20 protein-coding genes are annotated in these 19,108 nt (G+C 71.9%); 9 read left to right on the top strand and 11 right to left on the bottom strand.

What is annotated here, in order from left to right:
* The 3 genes from ACWD3D_RS02455 to ACWD3D_RS02445 form a co-directional block, all read right to left on the bottom strand.
* A partial coding sequence (locus tag ACWD3D_RS02455; RefSeq protein WP_451459052.1) for a hypothetical protein occupies positions 1 to 1,461 on the bottom strand: 1,461 nt, incomplete at its 3' end.
* Between the two features lie 10 nt (positions 1,462 to 1,471).
* Positions 1,472 to 1,726 carry a MoaD/ThiS family protein gene (locus ACWD3D_RS02450; RefSeq protein ID WP_328720841.1) on the bottom strand — a complete coding sequence of 85 codons (255 nt, stop codon included), beginning with the start codon at positions 1,724 to 1,726 and terminating at the stop codon, positions 1,472 to 1,474.
* Positions 1,727 to 1,847: 121 nt separating this feature from the next.
* Entirely contained in the window at positions 1,848 to 2,801 is a 954-nt protein-coding gene (locus ACWD3D_RS02445) for an alpha/beta hydrolase (protein ID WP_451459051.1), read from the bottom strand.
* Between the two features lie 310 nt (positions 2,802 to 3,111).
* Here ACWD3D_RS02445 and ACWD3D_RS02440 point away from each other — a divergent pair, with 310 nt between their 5' ends.
* Complete coding sequence (locus tag ACWD3D_RS02440) at positions 3,112 to 3,912, top strand: response regulator transcription factor (RefSeq protein ID WP_451459050.1); 801 nt, start codon at positions 3,112 to 3,114, stop codon at positions 3,910 to 3,912.
* A 24-nt stretch (positions 3,913 to 3,936) separates the two neighbouring features.
* Complete coding sequence (locus tag ACWD3D_RS02435) at positions 3,937 to 4,980, top strand: LacI family DNA-binding transcriptional regulator (protein WP_387367011.1); 1,044 nt, start codon at positions 3,937 to 3,939, stop codon at positions 4,978 to 4,980.
* A 10-nt stretch (positions 4,981 to 4,990) separates the two neighbouring features.
* On the opposite strand, the gene ACWD3D_RS02430 is transcribed toward ACWD3D_RS02435, so the two are convergent.
* On the bottom strand, positions 4,991 to 5,827 hold the full coding sequence (locus ACWD3D_RS02430) for a helix-turn-helix domain-containing protein (protein ID WP_451459049.1): 837 nt from the start codon (positions 5,825 to 5,827) through the stop codon (positions 4,991 to 4,993).
* A 187-nt stretch (positions 5,828 to 6,014) separates the two neighbouring features.
* Between ACWD3D_RS02430 and ACWD3D_RS02425 the strand changes: the two genes are divergently transcribed.
* Complete coding sequence (locus ACWD3D_RS02425; protein ID WP_451459048.1) at positions 6,015 to 6,314, top strand: putative quinol monooxygenase; 300 nt, start codon at positions 6,015 to 6,017, stop codon at positions 6,312 to 6,314.
* 110 nt (positions 6,315 to 6,424) lie between these two features.
* On the opposite strand, the gene ACWD3D_RS02420 is transcribed toward ACWD3D_RS02425, so the two are convergent.
* Positions 6,425 to 8,026, bottom strand: coding sequence for a serine/threonine-protein kinase (locus tag ACWD3D_RS02420; RefSeq protein ID WP_451459047.1), 1,602 nt, complete (start codon positions 8,024 to 8,026; stop codon positions 6,425 to 6,427).
* A 382-nt stretch (positions 8,027 to 8,408) separates the two neighbouring features.
* Here ACWD3D_RS02420 and ACWD3D_RS02415 point away from each other — a divergent pair, with 382 nt between their 5' ends.
* The 4 genes from ACWD3D_RS02415 (at position 8,409) to ACWD3D_RS02400 (ending at position 12,499) form a co-directional block, all read left to right on the top strand.
* Positions 8,409 to 8,909 (top strand): hypothetical protein, encoded by a 501-nt coding sequence (locus tag ACWD3D_RS02415; protein ID WP_451459046.1) that lies wholly within the window; start codon positions 8,409 to 8,411, stop codon positions 8,907 to 8,909.
* A 138-nt stretch (positions 8,910 to 9,047) separates the two neighbouring features.
* Entirely contained in the window at positions 9,048 to 10,253 is a 1,206-nt protein-coding gene (locus ACWD3D_RS02410) for a S1C family serine protease (RefSeq protein WP_451459045.1), read from the top strand.
* A gap of 114 nt (positions 10,254 to 10,367) precedes the next feature.
* Positions 10,368 to 11,096, top strand: coding sequence for a response regulator transcription factor (locus tag ACWD3D_RS02405; protein WP_387371199.1), 729 nt, complete (start codon positions 10,368 to 10,370; stop codon positions 11,094 to 11,096).
* Positions 11,093 to 12,499 (top strand): sensor histidine kinase, encoded by a 1,407-nt coding sequence (locus ACWD3D_RS02400; RefSeq protein ID WP_451459044.1) that lies wholly within the window; start codon positions 11,093 to 11,095, stop codon positions 12,497 to 12,499. The genes ACWD3D_RS02405 and ACWD3D_RS02400 overlap by 4 nt, the downstream gene beginning before the upstream one ends.
* A 149-nt stretch (positions 12,500 to 12,648) precedes the next feature.
* Here ACWD3D_RS02400 and ACWD3D_RS02395 read toward each other — a convergent pair whose 3' ends face one another.
* The 4 genes from ACWD3D_RS02395 to ACWD3D_RS02380 form a co-directional block, all read right to left on the bottom strand.
* Positions 12,649 to 13,929, bottom strand: coding sequence for an eCIS core domain-containing protein (locus ACWD3D_RS02395; protein WP_451459043.1), 1,281 nt, complete (start codon positions 13,927 to 13,929; stop codon positions 12,649 to 12,651).
* Positions 13,930 to 14,285: 356 nt separating this feature from the next.
* Positions 14,286 to 14,717 carry a hypothetical protein gene (locus ACWD3D_RS02390; RefSeq protein WP_451459042.1) on the bottom strand — a complete coding sequence of 144 codons (432 nt, stop codon included), beginning with the start codon at positions 14,715 to 14,717 and terminating at the stop codon, positions 14,286 to 14,288.
* Positions 14,718 to 15,017: 300 nt separating this feature from the next.
* Entirely contained in the window at positions 15,018 to 15,212 is a 195-nt protein-coding gene (locus ACWD3D_RS02385; protein ID WP_328720827.1) for a DUF397 domain-containing protein, read from the bottom strand.
* Positions 15,213 to 15,225: 13 nt separating this feature from the next.
* Positions 15,226 to 16,077, bottom strand: coding sequence for a DUF5753 domain-containing protein (locus tag ACWD3D_RS02380; RefSeq protein ID WP_387371223.1), 852 nt, complete (start codon positions 16,075 to 16,077; stop codon positions 15,226 to 15,228).
* Positions 16,078 to 16,328: 251 nt separating this feature from the next.
* On the opposite strand from ACWD3D_RS02380, the gene ACWD3D_RS02375 reads away from it, so the two are divergent.
* Positions 16,329 to 16,805 carry an ATP-binding protein gene (locus tag ACWD3D_RS02375; RefSeq protein WP_451459041.1) on the top strand — a complete coding sequence of 159 codons (477 nt, stop codon included), beginning with the start codon at positions 16,329 to 16,331 and terminating at the stop codon, positions 16,803 to 16,805.
* A gap of 60 nt (positions 16,806 to 16,865) precedes the next feature.
* Here ACWD3D_RS02375 and ACWD3D_RS02370 read toward each other — a convergent pair whose 3' ends face one another.
* Positions 16,866 to 17,099 (bottom strand): hypothetical protein, encoded by a 234-nt coding sequence (locus ACWD3D_RS02370; RefSeq protein ID WP_451459040.1) that lies wholly within the window; start codon positions 17,097 to 17,099, stop codon positions 16,866 to 16,868.
* Between the two features lie 85 nt (positions 17,100 to 17,184).
* Positions 17,185 to 17,595, bottom strand: a complete 411-nt coding sequence (locus tag ACWD3D_RS02365) for a hypothetical protein (RefSeq protein WP_451459039.1) — start codon at positions 17,593 to 17,595, stop codon at positions 17,185 to 17,187.
* 146 nt (positions 17,596 to 17,741) lie between these two features.
* Here ACWD3D_RS02365 and ACWD3D_RS02360 point away from each other — a divergent pair, with 146 nt between their 5' ends.
* Positions 17,742 to 19,103, top strand: coding sequence for a CoA transferase (locus tag ACWD3D_RS02360; protein WP_451459038.1), 1,362 nt, complete (start codon positions 17,742 to 17,744; stop codon positions 19,101 to 19,103).
* Positions 19,104 to 19,108 lie beyond the last annotated feature (5 nt).

The following is a 19,108-nucleotide window of genomic DNA, read 5'->3' as shown; positions in this document are numbered from 1 at the left end:
CTGGCTCTTCGGCTCGAAGTGGTCGATGTCGGTGCCCTGGCTGTCGCCGCAGTACATGCAGCGCTGGTGGCCGGGGGCCATGGCGGCGACGGCGATCGCGCCCGCGACCACGACGTCCGGGTCCGCCGCGAGGTAACCGCCCGCCAGCACCGCGAGGGCCGCCGACACGATGGTGGCCATCAGCCCGTGCATCCGCTCGTCGGCCCCCGCGTGGCTCCGCAGCTGGAGCACGAGCGTGAGCAGCACCCACACACCGAGCGTGCCGAGGAGAGCGGCCGTTCCGTGCTCGCGCCCGGCGGCGAGGAGCGCGACGTCCGCGACGAACCCGCCGAGGAAGGCGAGCGCGATGCCCTGGCGGGCCGGCCACATGCCGTTGAGCCGGAACCACCCGGCCGCGGTGACGGCCTGGAGCAGCACCAGCGGTACGGCCAGCGCGTACTGACCGAGGGCGGCCCCGACCGCCACCAGCAGGCCGAGTACGGCGGTCAGCGCGGCGGGCTGCATGCCCGGCGCGATGATCGGCGAACGGCCCTCGGCGCGGGCGCGCTGGGCGTCGGTGATCCGGGTGTTGCCGAGCGTGGTGGGAGCCCCGTACCCGTCCGCGCCGGGACGCTCCGGAGCGGCGACGTTCGCGACCGCCTCCGCGGGTACGCCGAACCGCTCCGCCGAAGGCGGCTGGGCCGCCGGTGCCACCGGGACTTCGGCGGGCAGCGGGTAGGAGGCGGCCGGTGCGGGAGCCGGCGGACCGGCGACCGGCGGCAGAAAGGCCGTCTGCGCCGCGTCGGGCGCGGCCTCCCGCGGCTGGGGCTGCCCCCACGCCTGCTGCGGGCCCTGCTGTGTTCCCTGCGGCGGGGCGTACCCCTGCTGCTGCCCGTACGGCGACGGAGCCTGCCCGTACGCCTGCTGGGGCTGCTGGGGCTGCTGGGGCTGCTGGGGCTGCTGGGGCTGCTGGGGACCGTACGGGTGTGGCGGGTACTGCGCGTGCGCCTGGGCCTGCCCGGCCTGCCCGTACGCCTCCGTCGGCCCGTACGCCTGGACCTGCCCCTGGACCGGCTGCTGGTACTGCTGCGGCTGCTGCGGGGCCTGGGGCTGCTGCGGGGCCTGGGGCTGCTGGTACTGCTGCGGCTGCTGCGGCTGGACCGTGGGCTGGTACTGGGTGTCCCAGGTCTGCGCCTGCCAGGTCTGCGTGGAGCCCATGTCCTCGCCGGAGCCGTACCCCGGAACCTGTGCCGCGTGCCCGTGCTGCTGCCCGTACGGCTCCTGCTGCCCGCCGTAGCCCTGCTGCTGTCCGCCGTAGCCCTGCTGCTGCCCGTACGCCGGTGCGGCGGCGGGGCCGCCGGTGTACTGCTGCGGGCCCGGGTGGGCGGGCTCGGGGTACGCCTCGCCGTCGCCGTACGTGTACGGCTGCTCCTGGCCCTGCGGCCGGGCGCCGCTCTGGTCCCTGTTCTGTGCGCTGCTCATCGTCTCCGGTTCACCCTCCTGCGAACGGCGGGAGCACCTCGACCGTGCCACCCTCGGCAAGGCGTACCGTCTCATGCCGCCGTGCCCCGACCGGAGCCCCGTCGACCAGGAACGAGCACCTCATGAGCACCCGCACCAGCTCTCCGGGGTGACGTCCGCGCGCGGCGTCCAGTGCCTCGGCCAGTGTCGTCGCCGCGTACGGCTCCTCCGCGGTGCCCGCGGCGGCCTTGGCCGCGGCCCAGTAGCGGATCGTGCCCGCAGCCATGGCGGCACCCCTTTCGTCGTCCGTTCGTCATTGCGTCACACGTGCCACACGCGTCGCACGAACCACATGCGTCACGCGGAATCTCACGCCCGGCCGTGCCGCGCGCGCTGTCCATCATGGGTCACCCGCCGACGGCCCAGTCGGCCATCCGGCCGAGCAGCGCTTCGTCCGCCGCGTTCTCGGCGTGTCCCATGCCCCGCTCCAGCCACAGTTCGACGGCACCCCCGGCCGCCGCGTCCGCCAGCATCCGGGGGTGGTCCAGCGGGAAGTACGGGTCGCGGTCGCCGTGCACCACCAGCAGCGGGGCGGGCGCGATCAGCGGGACCGCCTCCACCGGGGAGAGCGGCACCGGGTCCCAGTCCTCGTCGTGGATGCGGGTGCCCAGCCCGTACCGGCCGACCAGGCGCCCGGTGGGGCGGGTGACCATCCAGTGCAGCCGACGCATCGACGCCGTACCCCGGTAGTACCAGCGGGCCGGGGAGCTGACGGAGATCACTCCGTCCACGTGGGCGGAGGCACGGGCGGAGGCGTGGGCGGAGGCGAGGCCGGAGGCCGGGCGGCCCCGGTCGAGCCCGGAGGCAGAACCCGGGGATTCCGCCACCCCCCGAACGGCCCCCTCATTGCCTACGGTTTTTTTCGTATACAGGGCGGCCTGCCGGAGCACCACGGAACCGCCCATGGAGAAGCCGACCGTAACGATTCTTCGGTGCCCCAGAGACCTCGCCCAGGCCACTGCGGCGGCCAGGTCGAGGACCTCGCGATCTCCCACGGTGGACTTTCCGCCGGACTTTCCGTGACCCCGAAAGGAGAACGTCACCACGGCCGCACGCTGCGAGAACACCCTCGCGGCGCGCCGGACGGCGGGCCGGTCGAGCGAGCCGGTGAAACCGTGCGCGACCACGACGGCCGTCTGCTCCGCGACCCCTGCGGCGCCCGGCCCGGCACCTGCCGTACACGGCTCGTACACCGCCTCCACCGGCACCCCGTCATCGGTGAGCAATGTGGCGTACTGCGGGGTTCGCGTGATCAAGGGAACAGAAGAACTCACGAATCGACCCTCGGAGAGTGAACTCATGTGGGCTATTCTGCTGCGAAGAGGATCCGGGCAGAGCAGCCCCCGGGTCCTTTTGTGCTTTCCGCGCGTTGTTACGGAGACGTTTCAACAAGCTCAGCGACCCCAGGGCGCGGGGCCGCACCCGTAAAACCTGTATGACGAATGCCGCAGGGCTTAGCCGTACAGCCGTTCAGAGTGACGAAGTGATGTGCCGCATCTCCCCCGGGTCCGGCCCGGGAGTGCCCCTCTCGCAGGGAACGAGGAGGACCGACGTAATGGGCGAGCGAAACGTGCACCACGATCGACCGACGACCGAGGCAGGTGAGCGGCGATGAGCTCTCTGCTGCTCCTGACGAATGCCCTTCAACCGTCGACGGAGGTGCTCCCCGCCCTCGGTCTTCTGCTCCACAGCGTGCGGGTGGCCCCCGCCGAGGGACCCGCTCTCGTCGACACCCCCGGTGCCGACATCATCCTGGTCGACGGGCGGCGTGACCTCCCGCAGGTCCGCTCCCTCTGCCAGCTGCTCCGCTCCACCGGACCGGGCTGTCCGCTGATCCTCGTCGTCACCGAGGGCGGCCTCGCGGCCGTCACCGCCGACTGGGGCATCGACGACGTCCTGCTGGACACGGCGGGTCCGGCCGAGGTCGAGGCCCGGCTCCGGCTCGCCACCGGACGGCAGCAGATCACCGCCGACGACTCCCCCATGGAGATCCGCAACGGCGATCTCTCCGTGGACGAGGCGACGTACAGCGCGAAGCTGAAGGGCCGGGTCCTCGACCTGACCTTCAAGGAGTTCGAGCTGCTCAAGTACCTCGCGCAGCACCCGGGCCGGGTCTTCACCCGCGCGCAGCTGCTCCAAGAGGTCTGGGGGTACGACTACTTCGGCGGTACGCGCACGGTCGACGTCCACGTACGGCGGCTGCGCGCCAAGCTCGGTCCCGAGCACGAGTCGCTCATCGGCACGGTCCGCAACGTCGGTTACCGCTTCGTCGCGCCGGAGAAGGGCGAGCGGAAGCAGGCGGCCCAGGAAACGGCGTCCCGGGGCGGCACTCCGCCGGACCGGCCGGCGGAGCGATCCGAACCGGCGGAGGTCGCCGAAGAGGAACCCGTGGTCGCGCCTGTGAAGAGGTAGTTCCATCCGCGTAGACTGCCGCGCGTGGCCAAGGTGACGCGGGACGATGTGGCAAGACTGGCGGGTACGTCGACCGCGGTCGTCAGCTACGTCATCAACAACGGACCCAGGCCGGTTGCCCCGGCCACGCGCGAGCGGGTACTCGCCGCCATCAAGGAGCTGGGCTACCGGCCCGACCGGGTTGCCCAGGCGATGGCGTCGAGGCGGACCGACCTCATAGGGATGATCGTGCCGGACGCCCGGCAGGCGTTCTTCGCGGAGATGGCGCACGCCGTCGAACAGGCCGCCGCCGAGCGCGGGAAAATGGTCCTCGTCGGCAACTCCGACTACCGCGACGAGCGCGAGGTCCACTACCTCCGGGCCTTCCTCGGCATGCGGGTCTCCGGGCTGATCCTGGTCAGCCAGGGCCCCAGCGAACGGGCCGCCGCCGAGATAGAGGCGTGGGACGCCCGGGTGGTGCTGCTGCACGAGCGTCCCGAGGCGATCGACGACGTAGCGGTGGTCACCGACGACGTCGGCGGCGCTCAGCTCGCCACCCGCCACCTGCTGGAACACGGCTACGAGTACGTCGCCTGCCTCGGCGGCGTGGAGTCCACCCCGTCCGTCGGCGACCCGGTCGCCGACCACGTCGAGGGCTGGCGCCGGGCGATGCACGAGTCCGGCCGCTCCACCGAGGGCCGGCTCTTCCAAGCCCCGTACAACCGTTACGACGCCTACCAGGTGGCTCTCGGTCTCCTCGCCGGTCCGGACAGGCCGCCGGCCATCTTCTGCTCCACCGACGACCAGGCCATCGGCGTCCTGCGGGCCGCCCGCGAGCTGCGCATCGACGTGCCGGGCGAGCTGGCCGTCGCGGGCTTTGACGACGTCAAGGAAGCCGGGCTCACCGACCCGCCGCTGACCACGGTCTTCTCGGACCGCCCGGCGATGGCGCGCGCCGCCGTGGACCTGGTGCTCGACGACTCGCTGCGCGTCTCCGGCTCCCGGCGGGAGCGGCTGAAGCAGTTCCCGTCCGCGCTGGTGGTACGGCGCTCCTGCGGCTGCGGAGAGCCCTCGCCGCACACGCCGTAGCCGCGTCCCGTCAGCGGAGGACGGTGAGCTCCGCCAGGAGCCGGACGGCGGTGGCGGCCTCGGAGCCGGGTGGCGCGCTGTAGATCATCATGGTCAGGTCGGGGTCGTCGGGCGCCCGCATGGCGACGTAGTCCAGGGCGAGTTCACCGACCTGTGGGTGGACGAAGCGCTTACGGCCCCGAGTTCGCCCGCGAACGTCGTGGTCGGCCCACAACCGGCGGAAGTCGGCGCTGCCCCGGGTGAGTTCGTCGACCAAGGACGACAGCAGGGGGTCACCCCGGTGACGTCCCGCGTCCAGGCGCAGGTTGGCGACGGTGTCGCGGGCCTTGACCTCCCAGTCGGGGTAGAGGTCCCTGGAGGTGCCGTCGAGGAAGACCAGGCGGGCCATGTTCCGCCCGGCCGCCGGGATCGCGGGGAAGTCGGCTATCAGAGCCCGTGCCAAGTTGTTCCAGGCCAGGATGTCCAGCCGCCGTCCGATGATGTAGGCGGGGACCGCGTCGAGCGCGTCCAGCGTCTGCCGCATCTCGGGGCCGACCTGCTGGGGTCCGCCCGGGACTTCGCGTACGGCGGCGGGCCTGGCGAGGTTGTGGAGGTGGGCGCGTTCGTCCGCGTCGAGACGGAGCGCGCCCGCGACGGCGTCCAGGATGTCGGCGGACACGTTGGGGGCCCGCCCCTGTTCGAGGCGGGTGTAGTAGTCGACGCTCACCCCGGCCAGCAGGGCCAGTTCCTCCCGGCGCAGTCCGGGGACCCGGCGCCGGCCGCCGAAGTTCACCGCGCCGGCCTCCTCGGGGCGCAGGCGGGCCCGCCGGGAGACGAGGAACTCGCTGAGCTGCCGGGCACGGTCCATGCGCCCAGTGTCCACCACGGCCGCGCGGGGGTGCGGCGGTACGGCAGAACGCGGTGCCTGGTCCTGACAGACCCAGGCACGGTGTGCCCGGGTCGAGTGGGGCTCTGGGTGGTCCGGGGCCCGGCCCGCAGGATGGAACTCGTCCACCCACGCACGTCGAACCCCCGCGACCACCAGGAGTCGTCCCATGACGAACAGCCTCACCGTCATCGCCCGTTTCACCGCCAAACCGGGCCAGGAGAAGCGTCTGCGCGACGAGCTGCACGCGATGATCGCGCCGTCCCTCGCCGAGGAGGGCTGCCTCGGCTACCAGCCGTTCGGCGAGCCCGGCCGCGAGGACCGCATGATCATCGTCGAGGAGTGGGCCGACGACGCCGCCCTGGACCACCACTTCTCGCTGCCGCACTTCCAGCACGTGGCCCGGGTCCTGGACGAGATCCTCGCCGAGCCGTTCACCCTGCGTCGGCTGACCGACTTTCCCGCTTGAGGCGTCCGTCGTGTTCCGCGCACGGCACCGACTCGTACGGGCACCGCGCTCCGCTCCGGCGCCCCTTCCCGGGCCGAGGGAAAGCGGCGGCCACCCCTCGCGGACGGCCGTTACGCCGCTCCCCGCCAGATCGTCATGTCGGCCTGGACGAAGCCGGCGTCCGGTACCGCGGTCGACTTGATCCCGATCACGAGCAGCCCGATGTCCCCCGAGGCGCTCTTGACGCAGATCTCGCTCCCGTCCGCGGCGGCGGCGAGTGGGAGGCTGTGATCCTCGCGGTCCGTCAAGGCCGAACGGCAGTCGTCGACGGTGATGCCCCGGAAGTTGACCATCAGCCGGAACACCAGCGTGTCGCCCTTCAGTTCACAACCGGGCGTCTCGCATCCGAAACGGAGTTCCCCCGTGCCGTCTTCCACCTTCACGGTCGGGTCGTCGAAGTTCGCCGAGGTCTTCGCATCCAGGTAGACCAGGGGGTACGGCTGGGGTTTCGGGTTCCGGGGCGAGGCGGAGGAAGCCCCGGACGCACCTTCGCCGGCGCCCAGGACCTGCGTGCCGGTGGAATCCGACGGGCGGGCGACGATCTGGTGGACGCCCTTGCGTACCGCGCCCATGACCGGCGGGGCGACCACCGCGACCAGTGCCGCGACCCCCGCCACGGCTGCGGCCGATATCAGAGCGGTGCGCCATCCGCGCTTCGCCGCCGTCCGGGGTGCCCCGCCCGAGGGGAGCGGGAAGGCGGACGGGAACTGCGGCCGGTCCTGTGCCGGTGGTGGTAGCTCCACCCGCGTCCCCACCGGGGTGGGATCGGGCAGCGGCGGCGGAAGTTCGACGTCCTGCTCGCTGAACCGCCGCCACACGGCCGGTGCCCCGCCCCCGTCCGAATCCGGCCCCAGCCGCCCCCGGCACCATTCCAGAACCTCGTCCGGGGTGGCCCGGTCCGCCGGGTCCGCGGACAGGCACCGGGCGAAGAGCGGGCGCAAGGACTCGGGCAGCGACGAGAGGTCGGGCTCGGAGTGCACGATCCGGTACAGCACGTCGACGCCCTGGCCCTCGCCGTAGAGCGGCTCGCCCAGGGCCGCGAACGCGGCCGTCTGGGCGAGGGAGAAGACGTCGGCCGCTCCGGTGACCTCTCCCGCGGACGCCTGCTCGGGAGCCATGTACGCGGGCGTGCCGACCGCCTGCCCGGTGACCGTGTACGCGGTCGCGTCGGCCGCCGTCGCGATGCCGAAGTCGATGACGCGCGGGCCGTCGACGGCCAGCAGCACGTTCGAAGGCTTCAGGTCCCGGTGCACGATGCCCTCGGCGTGGATGGCCCGCAGCGCCTCCGCCATCCCCGCCATCAGCCACAGCACGGCGGGGACCGACAGCGGTCCCTGCCGGGCCACGGCCTGCGACAAGGACGGCCCGGGTACGTACGACGTGGCCAGCCACGGCGGTTCACCGTGCACGTCGGCGTCGATCACCTCGGCGGTGTACACCCCGCGGACCCGCTGGGCCGCCTTGATCTCCCTGGCGAACCGCCGCTGGAAACCGGGGTCGTCCGCCAGCTCCGGCCGTACCACCTTGACCGCCACCGGCCGCCCGCCCCGGGTGTACGCGAGGTAGACCCGGCCCATGCCACCGGCACCCAGCCGGGCGACCAGCCGGTAACCCCCGACGACCTGCGGATCCAGCGCCCGAAGCGGCTGGAACACATCCCTCGTACCACTCATCCGCCCGCTCCCCCACTCCGCCGCGTCGGCCAGACGGCAGCAGCCTACGTGGCACGGGCACGAACCCGGCTCCCAGGTGGCCCCGGCGAGCGCCCGCACCGGCCGCACGCACGGGAAACGCCGGGTGAGGGAGCACCGGATGAGCGCTCAGGACGGACGCCACTCGGAACACGCCCCGTCCGGACACGTCCGGGAACCGGCGGGAGGACCGCGTGGCTCTGTTCACCGGTAGTGCCGTCAGTCGTTCACGGGTTGGGGAGGCACTCGGATCCACGGTCGAGTGATGTTCACGAGTTCCGCCGACACCCGAGCCCGAGCCGGACAAGCCTGAGCCCCTGAACCCGCTGGACCGCTGGTCAGGACACCTGTCAGGCTCCGCCCCATGGAGATTCTCGATGTCCTGATCAGCATGGCGAAGACGGGCCGACTGGGCCCGGTGTTCAGCGGAGCCGACTGGAGCGACGTGACCGCGGCTCTCGGCGAGCCGTGGGACATCGGAACGACGAGTCGGAACAGGGGATGGCCGAGGCTCTTCGCCTACGGAGACCTTGAGCTGAGTGTCTGCCGCTGCCGGAAGGTGTCTCTCGTCTGCGTCCAGACCTGGCGTGACGTCGTCGAACTGCCCCCGTCAGTGGTCGAGGGGACGGGCACCTTCCCGGCGGGACTCAGCCACCGGGACGTCGTTTCCGCCTTGGACAAGGCCGGCTGTTCCTGGGAGCCGTATCCGCCGCTGACCTTCGGCGACCAGTGCTCGCTCGTGGTGATCCCGACAGCGGCGAATTTCACCTTCGAGATCCTCGAAAGCCAGGGACCCGTGTTGAACGTCATGGGCCTGCCCGGCGACCCACACGTCTGCGACGTGGAGCACCGCCAAAGCTCGTGAACATTCATCGCTCCAGTGATCGCCAACCGCTGTTCGGACACGTCGACGCATGCTGTCCCTGACGAGCCCCGCGAGGTTCTGCCCGGCTTCTCAGCAGGGGCTCAGGCTCCTCTCATGTTCCGCGGACACGCTTTCCCCATGACTGAGAGCCCCCGCCCGAGCGGCGAGTACCCGACGTATCCCACGTACGGCAACGACTCGTACGGCACCGAGTCGCACCCCGCACCGCAGCCCGCCGCCGACGGCGCGTACCCCCCGCCCCCGGCGTACGAGCCGGCCCAGCCGGTCGCCGTGGACCCGCAGACCACGGTGTGGCCGGGTGGCGCGGGCGGCGGCGGGTTCTCGGACTTCCCCGAGTACGCCGGGTACCCCGCCCCCGCACCGCTCCCCCAGCAGCCCGCGCGGAAGGTGAAGCGGCCCTACGCGCTGCTCGCGGCGGTCGCCATCGCGGCGGCGGCGGTCGGCGGCGGCACCGCCGCCCTGGTCGGCGACCTCTCGGACAACGGCTCCGGCGGCACCAGCGCCAGCAGCGTCGTCAGCGGCACCACCGTCTCGGCCGGCAGCGCGGGCACCGTCGCCGGGGTGGCGGCGGCCGTCTCCCCCGCGATCGTCGAGATCGGCGCCACCTCCACCGCGGGCGACTCCACCGGCTCCGGCGTGGTCATCACCTCGGACGGCGAGATCGTCACCAACAACCACGTGATCACCGGCGCCTCGGAGATCAAGGTGACCCTCTCCACCGGCAAGACCTACACCGCGGACGTGGTCGGCACCGACGCGGACAAGGACCTCGCCCTCATCAAGCTGGAGAACGCGAGCGGCCTGAAGACGGCCACCCTCGGCGACTCCTCGGACATCGCGGTCGGTGACCAGGTCGTCGCGATCGGCTCCCCCGAGGGCCTGACCGGAACCGTCACCAGCGGCATCATCTCCGCGCTGGACCGGGACGTCACGGTCGCGAAGGAGGAGAGCGACTCCAGCGGTTCGAGCAGCACCGACGGGTCCGGCGGCTTCGGCGGCTACGGCAGCGGGGGCCAGGGCGGCAGCGGCGAGCAGCAGTGGCCGTTCGAGTTCGGCGGCCAGCAGTTCAACGGCGACACCGGCTCCTCCACCACCACCTACAAGGCCCTGCAGACCGACGCCTCGCTCAACCCGGGCAACTCCGGCGGCGCGCTGATCAACATGAGCGGCCAGATCATCGGCATCAACTCCGCGATGTACTCCCCCAGCTCCTCCAGCAGCACCAGCAGCTCCAGCGCCGGCAGCGTCGGCCTCGGCTTCGCCATCCCCGTCAACACGGTCAAGGCAGACCTGGAGACCCTGCGCTCCGGCGACGGCTCCTGAGCGCCGCCGGACCTCCGGTCGGCCCGCCCGGCGTGCGAGGCTGAGAACGACCGTGACCGCGACGAGCAGCCGTGACTGCGACGAGCAGCGACAACGAGAAGAGGACGCCGAGCGATGAGCCCCGCCGAAGACGATCCGCAGCGCATCCTGATCGTCGACGACGAACCCGCCGTACGCGAGGCGCTCCAGCGGAGCCTCGCGTTCGAGGGGTACGCCACCGAGGTCGCCGTCGACGGCTACGACGCCCTGACCAAAGCCGAGGCGTACCACCCCGACCTCATCGTGCTGGACATCCAGATGCCCCGGATGGACGGCCTCACCGCCGCACGCCGCATCCGGGCCACCGGGACCACCACGCCCATCCTCATGCTCACCGCCCGCGACACCGTGGGGGACAGGGTCACCGGCCTCGACGCGGGCGCCGACGACTATCTCGTCAAGCCCTTCGAGCTGGACGAGCTCTTCGCCCGCATCCGCGCCCTGTTGCGCCGCAGCTCCTACGCGGCGGCGGCGAGCGCCGACATCACCGACGACGACGTGCTCTCCTTCGCCGACCTGCGCATGGACCTCGCCACCCGCGAGGTCACCCGGGGCAACCGCCCCGTCGAGCTGACCCGTACCGAGTTCACCCTGCTGGAAATGTTCCTCGCGCACCCGCGCCAGGTCCTCACCCGCGAACAGATCCTCAAGGCCGTCTGGGGCTTCGACTTCGAACCCAGCTCCAACTCCCTGGACGTGTACGTGATGTACCTGCGCCGCAAGACCGAGGCCGGCGGCGAACCCCGCCTCGTGCACACCGTGCGCGGGGTGGGGTACGCCCTGCGGTCCGGCGGCGAGGGGTGAGGCGCCTGGTGCGCCGGCTCCGCACCCTGCCGCTCCGCTCCCGCCTCGCCCTGCTGGTCGCCCTCGCGGTGGCCGTCGCGGTGGCGGCGGTCGCGGTGGCCTGCTGGTTCGTGACCAAGCAGCAGCTGGAACACCGCATGGACGAGTCGCTGCGCAGCTCCCGGCTGAGCGACGTGCGCCCCCTGCTCGACTCCTGCGCCGGCGGCAAGCAGCAGCAGATGACGCCCGCCGTGGGAGGAATCGCCTTCCAGGTCATCGATTCGAGCGGCACCGTCTGCTCCATCGACGAGGACTCCAAGATCCCGGTGACCGAAGCCGACATCGCGGTGGCCGAAGGCCGGGAGCGCTACGCCCTGCACACCGAGACCGCCGAGAACGGCGTACGGATGCGGGTCTACACCTACCACCTGCTCACCCAGCCCCCCACCGACACCGCCGTCACCATCGGCCGCCCGATGAGCGAGGTGACGGACCCGCTCTCCGCCCTCGCCTGGCTGCTCCTCGCCGTCTCCGGGATCGGCGTCCTCGCCGCCGGGGCGGCCGGTATGTGGATCGCGCGGTCCGGGCTGCGCCCGGTGGACGAACTGACCCTGGCCGTCGAGCACGTCGCCCGCACCGAGGACCTGACCGTCCGCATCCCGGTGGAGGGCGAGGACGAGATCGCCCGGCTGTCGCGCTCCTTCAACTCGATGACCGCCTCCCTCGCGACCTCCCGCGACCGCCAGTCCCAGCTGATCGCCGACGCCGGGCACGAGCTGCGGACCCCGCTGACCTCGCTCCGCACCAACATCGAGCTGCTGGCCCGCAGCGAGGAGACGGGCCGGGCCATCCCGCCGGACGACCGGAAGGCCCTGATGGCCTCGGTCACCGCCCAGATGACGGAGCTGGCCGCGCTCATCGGCGACCTCCAGGAACTCGCCCGCCCGGACGCCGCCCAGCCCGGCCCGCTGGAGGTGGTGGGCCTGCACGACATCACCCGTACCGCCCTGCAACGCGCGCGGCTGCGCGGCCCCGAGCTGACCATCACCGCCGAGCTGGCTCCCTGGTACGTACGCGGCGAACCGGCCGCACTCCAGCGCGCGATCGTCAACATCCTGGACAACGCGGTGAAGTTCAGCCCGGCGCGCGGCACCATCGAGGTCACCCTGGACCGGGGCGAGTTGAAGGTGCGCGACCACGGTCCCGGCATCCCCGCCGACGACCTCCCGCACGTCTTCGAGCGCTTCTGGCGCTCCCCCTCCGCCCGCCAACTCCCCGGCTCCGGACTCGGCTTGTCGATCGTCGCCCGCTCGGTCCAGCAGTCCGGCGGCGAGGTGTCCCTGCGACCGGCGGGCGACGGCGGCGGCACGGAGGCGGTCATCCGGCTGCCGGGGGCGCCCACGCCGCCGCCAGAGATCGGCTGAGGGACGGGGGACGGCGGGGGCGGCCGTGCGGCACGCGGAAGCAATTGCCCCAGGGGGCCCGGTTATTCCTGGGGCTCCAAGCCCTCTCCGGCGCTCACGCGTGGGTGGGTTCCCGCCGGATCAGCGGACGGTCCCGGCCGCCGAGCGCGTCAGGTGAGGCCGAGACCGGGCTCCCCGAAGTCCAGCATCGGAAGTTGCGGAGCTCGCGTGGATCCGGCGGCTCGCGGGGACTCGGTCGAGCGAGTGGCAGAAGAGGCCCTTCTCTGGCGTAGCTGGTTCTGCCCGGAGTGCAGGGAGATGGCGGAGGAGGTACCGGCGTCCCCCTCCGCCATGTGCCGCGCGAGCTTCCGCTCGTCCTCCAGGACGATGTGCATGTTGGTGACGATGATGCCCATGTAGGACAGGCCCTGCACGGCGGCGCCGACCGCCGACGCGATGACCTTCTGGTCGTCTTCGAGGACTTGGCTGACGCCGTAGGTGGTCGCACCGATCAGGTTCATGGCGCCGAAGAGGGCTCGGTAGGCGCTGGGCACGTGTCCTTCTCGCTGGAACCGGTAGACCCCCCGGATGATCTCGCCCAGTCCTACGGCCCCGTTCAGGGCGACCCCGCTCGCGTAGACCTTGGTGCCCTTCTCCGCCATCGCGTTGCCGATCGCCTGGACGATGAGGGGAGCGGCCTCGGGAAACACATTGGCGAAGGTCTTGAACAGGCGTGTCGTCGTCTCGCTCCCGCCCGCCGACGCTCCCCCGCCTTCCTCGTCGCGTGCGGGAACCCGCTGAATCGACGGCCCGGCGTGCGCGGGCGCCGGTGCCGCCCGCTCGGTGCCGTCGCGCTCTCCGGCACCCGGCCTCCGCGCCGGCACTTTCGCAAGGAGGTGGGCCCAGGACTCCGCCTCGTTCTCGTGCCGGTCGCCCGGCGACGAGACGCGCAGACCGGTGCCGTTGTCCGTACCCGCGACCTGGCCGCGCTGCTGCTGCCAGGTGTGGGTCAGCTCGTGCAGCAGGGTGTGTTCGTCCATGCCCCGCTCACCGGCCACGATGTGGCGGCCCGACGTGTAGGCACGGGCACCGAGTTCGGCTGCCGAGCGGTGCGCCTCGGGGCCACTGTGCACCCGTACGTCACTGAGGTCCGTACCCAGACCCTGTTCGGCCTTGGCACGGATGCGCGGGTCGACCGGGGTGCCGGGCGTCCGGAGCGCGTCGAGCACCGACGACCGCTGCACCGGTGTGCCGTGGTGGCATCCGGCGCCGTGCTCGTGTTCCCCTCCCAGCATCCGGGTCACCGCGGCGTTGCCCGCGAGGCGCTGGAGGTTGAGCACCGACGCGGCCGTCGTGGCGGTGGGTGCGGTGCCCGGCCCGGCGCGGTGGAACTGCGGGCGCGGCGATGGGGTCCGAGCGGACTTCTCGGACGGTGTCTCGTACGAATGCACCAGGGTCCCTGACTCTCGTCTGGTCGCGGGCGACGGCCCGTTCGGCCGTCGCTGTCCCGGGAGGGGAGGCGACGGGCCCGCACCGGCACCGGACGGCCCGGGTGGACGAGCCGGGCGACCGCGCGGCACCACGCGTCCTGGACGCGTCCTGGGTCGCGCGCACCACCCCGCCCCGTGGAGAGCCGCGCCGTGGCCACGTCGGCTCCGTGCCACCGGTTCGATCCCGGCCCTCCTCGGTCGACGTTAGGGACGCCCGACTCCCCCGGCGTGCGGCCTTGATGCACCCCTGACGAGACGGTCCGCAACGTTGACGCACCCCTGACGTGCCCCGGGGCCGCTGTCGGCAGCCCGAAGATTCAGAACTGGTCGCGGAGGTCGAGGTCTTCGGGCATCCGGAGGAACAACTCCACGCCCTGGCATCGCGAGCCGAGCCCCTCGGACCGGGCTGCGAAGACGTCCGCCTCGCCCCAGGGGCGTAAGTTCCACTCGCTCCAGAAGTCGCCGTGCCGGAGGGTGAACCCGCACGCCTCACCCCGGTGGAGCGCGGCAAGCGCCCCGATACAGCCGCCACCCTCGTCCCAGCGCCGGGCCTGTAGCTCCTCACCGGGCGGGAGGTGCGCGACGATGGCGCGCACCTGTCCCTGGACCCAACGAATGGCTTCGAGCGGGGTGTTGGTGGTGGAGTGCGCCGCGTCCACGATCTCGTCGTCTTCGACCGCGTGATAGGTGACCCGCTCGCAGCGGTAGAGGTTCGGGGGCGTTGCGGTCGGCGGGAGCGAGTCGTGCACGGGGTGGCCTCCTTGTTCAGCGCCGAGGACGCCCCCGCCCGCAACCGGCGTGACGGGCCGCAGAGCAGGGGCGCTCGGGCTCACCTCCCCCAACAGGCGCAGATGTTCGGGGAGTTGACCGCCGCACGGGCGGCGGTCGAGCGTTACGAAGCTAGCGCTTGACGCGCTTCCGTATCAAGAGTTTGACGTCTAACGAGTGAACCCGAGAGCTCTACACATGTAGTACGAAAATCGAAAGCGGCCCTCACCTGCGCCGGTGAGGGCCGCCCGAAGCGCATACCGCGATGAGACCAGAGACGCTCACGCCAGGTCGTCGAATTCGCCTTCCTTGACGCCGCCCAGGAAGGCCCGGAGCTTGACGCGCGTCGTCCGGACGACCACGTCCGGGTTGTCGCTCTCGCGCAGCAGGATCTCACCGTCGTACTCGGCCAGCTCCAGGCAGTTGTTGCCCTCGGGGGCAGACGACTTGGAGGACTTGCGCCACTGAATTTCCATGGTTCTCACGCCTTCACACTTGTTGTGCGACCTTTCGAATGAAGTCCCTGGACTCCCCTCGGCCGAGCGACAGCTCCTCCACCCGGTCCAGTGCGGCCCGATAGTTGACGAGGCGGGTCTCGGCATCCAGGAATGCAGGTCCGGTCGCCGTGTCCATCTGCACGGTATCCAGCTGTGGAACCGGGCCGTAGACATATTGCGTCGCGCTGCCGGTCTCCGGGAAGCCGCCCGCAGCGAAGGGAACCACCCTGACCACGACGTTCTCCCGCTCCGACTCCCTGAGCAGATGGTCGAGCTGCCCGCGAGCCACCCGGGAGTTACCGAACACCATCCGGAGCGCGGTTTCGTGGATCAGGAACGTACACACGGGCGCGTCGACCCGGTCGAGGACGTCTCGGCGCCTCAATCGATGCGAAATCAGCCGACGCCGACGAGCCGGGATCAGCTGCGGCACCGCCTGATCGAACACGGCGTTGGCGTAGTCCTCGTTCTGCAGCAGTCCAGGCTGGTAGATCACCTGCATGGACCGAATACCGACCGCGTGATGCTCCAGTTCCGCCAGATCCAACGCTCCACTGGTGAACTCGCCCCGATACTCCTCCCACCAGCCCTTGACCCGCTCCTCCGCCATAGCGGCCAAGGCCTCCACGTAGGCCGAGTCGGGGCACCCGTAGCCGCCGGCCCACGTTCGCACCCGATCCGCACTCACCCCGAAGCGCCCGGATTCCGTGTTGCTGATGGCGGTGCGGTCGGTACCGAGCAGGGTCGCCGCCTCGGCCAAGGCGAGTCCCGCATGCTGGCGCATCTTGCGCAGCTCGATCCCCACGCGGCACTGCCGGGCCGTGGGCGCCTTTCTCGGTGGCATCACGCTCTCCTCTGGTCGGCTCACAGTCTCGCTGGCGGCCTCACCGTAATCCATTCGGTCACTTAATGAGCCGATAAAGGTGCACAAGTGAGACCGCGCGCTAGTGTCTCCTCACAGCACCGGCAAGCAGGTCGAAGAGCCCGAAGTGCAGCCGTACACACACGCCTTGAGGGCGTACCAGATTACGGCCATCGCCACGGCTCCCTCCCGGTGCCAGGCACCACTGACCCGACCGCGACGGGAGTACGCACATGACCACCACCACCCCGGCCCCCGCACCGCCCGACCCGCTCGGCGGCGAGCGTTACCGGCTCACGCTGCCGAACACCGCGTCGTCAGCCCGTATCGCGAGGGCGTTCGTCGCGTCGCTCCTGGCGAAGGAGCAGCACGGCGAACTCGTGGACGACGCGAAGCTCTGCGTCACGGAGTTGGTCACCAACGCGTACCGGCACACCAGTTCGTCACTGGTTCGAGTGCATGTGGCGGTGAACCGGAAGCGGGTCACCGTCTCCGTCGCGGACTTCGACCCACTCGCCGTCCAAGCGCTCGCCGCCGGGCGTCCCGGGCTCGACCAACCCGGCGGACGCGGCCTGTTGATCGTGGAGAGCCTGGCGCTGGCCTGGGGCACCACGTCGTTGGACGACCGGCTGCCCGGCCACAAGGCGGTGTGGTTCACCCTCGGGCGGTCGGAGCGGGCGCGTGTACCGGAGCCGGCCGGGCGGGCGTGAATCCCGGTCGTCCGAAGGCGTCACCGGGATCGGCGGGCGGATGCGGGCCACTGCCCAGGTTCAGTCGCTCGGGCCGCCGCTTCCGGTGCGGCCGTTCGTGGCGTTGACCAGCCCTACCAGGCCGCCCACAGCGGGCCCGACCCACCCCGCGACCACGAACGCCACGGGAACATCCAGATCCGCGCCCAAGCACACGGCGAGCCACGCGCCCGCCAGCACCACCTGGGCGACCACGTAAGCCGTCACCTTGCGCCGCACGCTCCACGCCCGCACACCCGCCAGACCTGCCCGCACAGCCGCCCCACCCTTCCGCCGCTGTCCGCAGCCGTGCTCGGCACCGTACTCCCGCCCAGAACGGCACGGGCGCCGGGCCCGCCCGTCACATCCCCGGCCCGTCCCCCGGGTTCGCCGGATGCTCGGGCGTCCACCACTCCAGGAGTCCCCCGATCCCGAGCGCCAGGGCGGCCACGGCGACGAGGACCGGGGCCCACCGCCGGTGGGTCCACCGGCGGGTCAGCGCCCAGGCCACAGCGGGTACGAGCCCGCCGCCGAGCACGATGAGCGGGAGATCGACGTAGAGCACGCTCAGATCGCGGGCATGGCCCTCCAGCCCGCCTTCGACGCTGATGAACGCCTTGGGCGCCCACGCGAGCGGCGCGACCGCAGCGCCGAGGCCGGCGAGCAGGCAGCCGAGGCTGTCGTTGCCCTGCGGCCCGGCGGGTTCGCGGTTCTCCGGCTCTCGGGTGTCCGGCTCACGGGTGTCCGCAGGTTTCCTTTCGTGTTGCCGCATGTCCCTCACGGACGCGAACCGTATGACCTGCGGTTCCTGGGGCATCGAGTCAGGCCGGGGCCGACGACCCGCGACCTCCGGCGGCCTCGACCGGTACTCGCTCACCGCCCCTTGGAATCACCTGCCGCCTCTCACACAATGATCCGATGACGCACACCGAGGACGCCGCGACCACATACGCCTGGACCGCCCTGGGAGGCCGGAGCGAACTGCTGGACTCCGTGTCCTATGTCGGGGCCGGTGCCGTCCTGCCGTCCCGGCTGCCGGTACGGGAGCTCGCCCGCGCCAGTGTGGGAACCGCCTCGCTCGCGGCGGCGGAGCTCCTCGCGCTCCGCAACGGGGTTCCGGTCCCGGCGGTACGGGTGGACGAGGGCGCGGTGGCCACCGCGTTCATCAGCGAACGCCACCTCACGGTCGACGGCGAGACGCCCACCTCCTTCGCCCCGTTGTCCCGGTTCTGGCCGACGGCCGACGGATGGGTACGCAGCCACGCCAACTACCCGCACCACCGCACCCGTCTGCTCCACGCGCTCGGTCTTCCGGACACCGGGAACGACGAGGACCTCGTGGAGCCGGTCGCGAAGGAACTGGCCTCGCGCACGGCGGTGGAGATCCAGGAGACGGTCTACGCGGCCGGCGGCCTCGCCGTGGCCGTGACTTCCGAACCCGCCCCGGCCGGGCTGCCGTTGACCGAGTCGGCGCGCATCGGCGAGGGCGGCCCCCGGCCCCTGACTCCCGCGTCCCTCCCGGCCGAAGGGGTACGGGTCCTGGACCTCACCCGCACCATCTCCGGCCCCGTCGCGACCCGCACCCTGGCCCTGCTCGGCGCCGACGTGCTGCGGGTGGACGCCCCCTGGCTCCGGGAGGACCCGGACGCGCACGCCGACACCGGTCCGGGCAAACGCTCCACGCTGCTGGACCTCGCGGCCCCCGCCGACGCGCGGGCCTTCGAGGAACTCCTCGCCGGGGCGGACGTCGTGGTCACCGGCTACCGTCCCGGCTCGCTGGACCGGCTCGGCCTCGGCCCCGACGCGCTCCTCGCCCGGCGCCCCGGCCTGATCGTCGCCCAGCTGTGCGCCTGGGGCTGGTCCGGCCCCTGGGCGGAACGGCGCGGCTTCGACAGCCTGGTCCAGGCCGGTACGGGTATCGCCGCCATCGAGGCGTCGGACGACGGCCGGCCCGGCGCGCTGCCCGCGCAGGCGCTGGACCACGCCACCGGCTACCTGCTCGCCGCCGCCGTCCTGCGCGCGCTGGGCGAGCGCCGGACCGAAGGCGGCGGACGGCATCTCCGCTTCTCCCTGGCGGGCACGGCGTCCTGGCTGTTGCACGGCATCGACGCCGTCCCGGCCGAAGGCCACGGCTACGACCCCGCTCCCTGGCTCACCGAGACCCCGTCCCCCTACGGACTCCTCTCCCACGCCCTGCCCCCGATCCACTACGAGGGCGCCCCCGAGAACTGGAAGCAGGCCCCGACCCGGTGGGGCAGCGACGCGCCCCGCTGGGCCTGAGGCGG

Source organism: Streptomyces sp. NPDC002690 (assembly GCF_053592415.1).
This window is presented reverse-complemented; position numbering and strand designations above follow the sequence as displayed.

Coding starts and splice junctions, on each gene's coding strand:
- ACWD3D_RS02450 (WP_328720841.1), bottom strand. CDS start 1,726: ATGGCTGCGGGCACGATCCGCTACTGGGCCGCGGCCAAGGCCGCCGCG.
- ACWD3D_RS02445 (WP_451459051.1), bottom strand. CDS start 2,801: ATGAGTTCACTCTCCGAGGGTCGATTCGTGAGTTCTTCTGTTCCCTTG.
- ACWD3D_RS02440 (WP_451459050.1), top strand. CDS start 3,112: ATGAGCTCTCTGCTGCTCCTGACGAATGCCCTTCAACCGTCGACGGAG.
- ACWD3D_RS02430 (WP_451459049.1), bottom strand. CDS start 5,827: ATGGACCGTGCCCGGCAGCTCAGCGAGTTCCTCGTCTCCCGGCGGGCC.
- ACWD3D_RS02425 (WP_451459048.1), top strand. CDS start 6,015: ATGACGAACAGCCTCACCGTCATCGCCCGTTTCACCGCCAAACCGGGC.
- ACWD3D_RS02420 (WP_451459047.1), bottom strand. CDS start 8,026: ATGAGTGGTACGAGGGATGTGTTCCAGCCGCTTCGGGCGCTGGATCCG.
- ACWD3D_RS02415 (WP_451459046.1), top strand. CDS start 8,409: ATGGAGATTCTCGATGTCCTGATCAGCATGGCGAAGACGGGCCGACTG.
- ACWD3D_RS02410 (WP_451459045.1), top strand. CDS start 9,048: ATGACTGAGAGCCCCCGCCCGAGCGGCGAGTACCCGACGTATCCCACG.
- ACWD3D_RS02405 (WP_387371199.1), top strand. CDS start 10,368: ATGAGCCCCGCCGAAGACGATCCGCAGCGCATCCTGATCGTCGACGAC.
- ACWD3D_RS02385 (WP_328720827.1), bottom strand. CDS start 15,212: ATGGAAATTCAGTGGCGCAAGTCCTCCAAGTCGTCTGCCCCCGAGGGC.
- ACWD3D_RS02380 (WP_387371223.1), bottom strand. CDS start 16,077: ATGCCACCGAGAAAGGCGCCCACGGCCCGGCAGTGCCGCGTGGGGATC.
- ACWD3D_RS02375 (WP_451459041.1), top strand. CDS start 16,329: ATGACCACCACCACCCCGGCCCCCGCACCGCCCGACCCGCTCGGCGGC.
- ACWD3D_RS02365 (WP_451459039.1), bottom strand. CDS start 17,595: ATGCGGCAACACGAAAGGAAACCTGCGGACACCCGTGAGCCGGACACC.
- ACWD3D_RS02360 (WP_451459038.1), top strand. CDS start 17,742: ATGACGCACACCGAGGACGCCGCGACCACATACGCCTGGACCGCCCTG.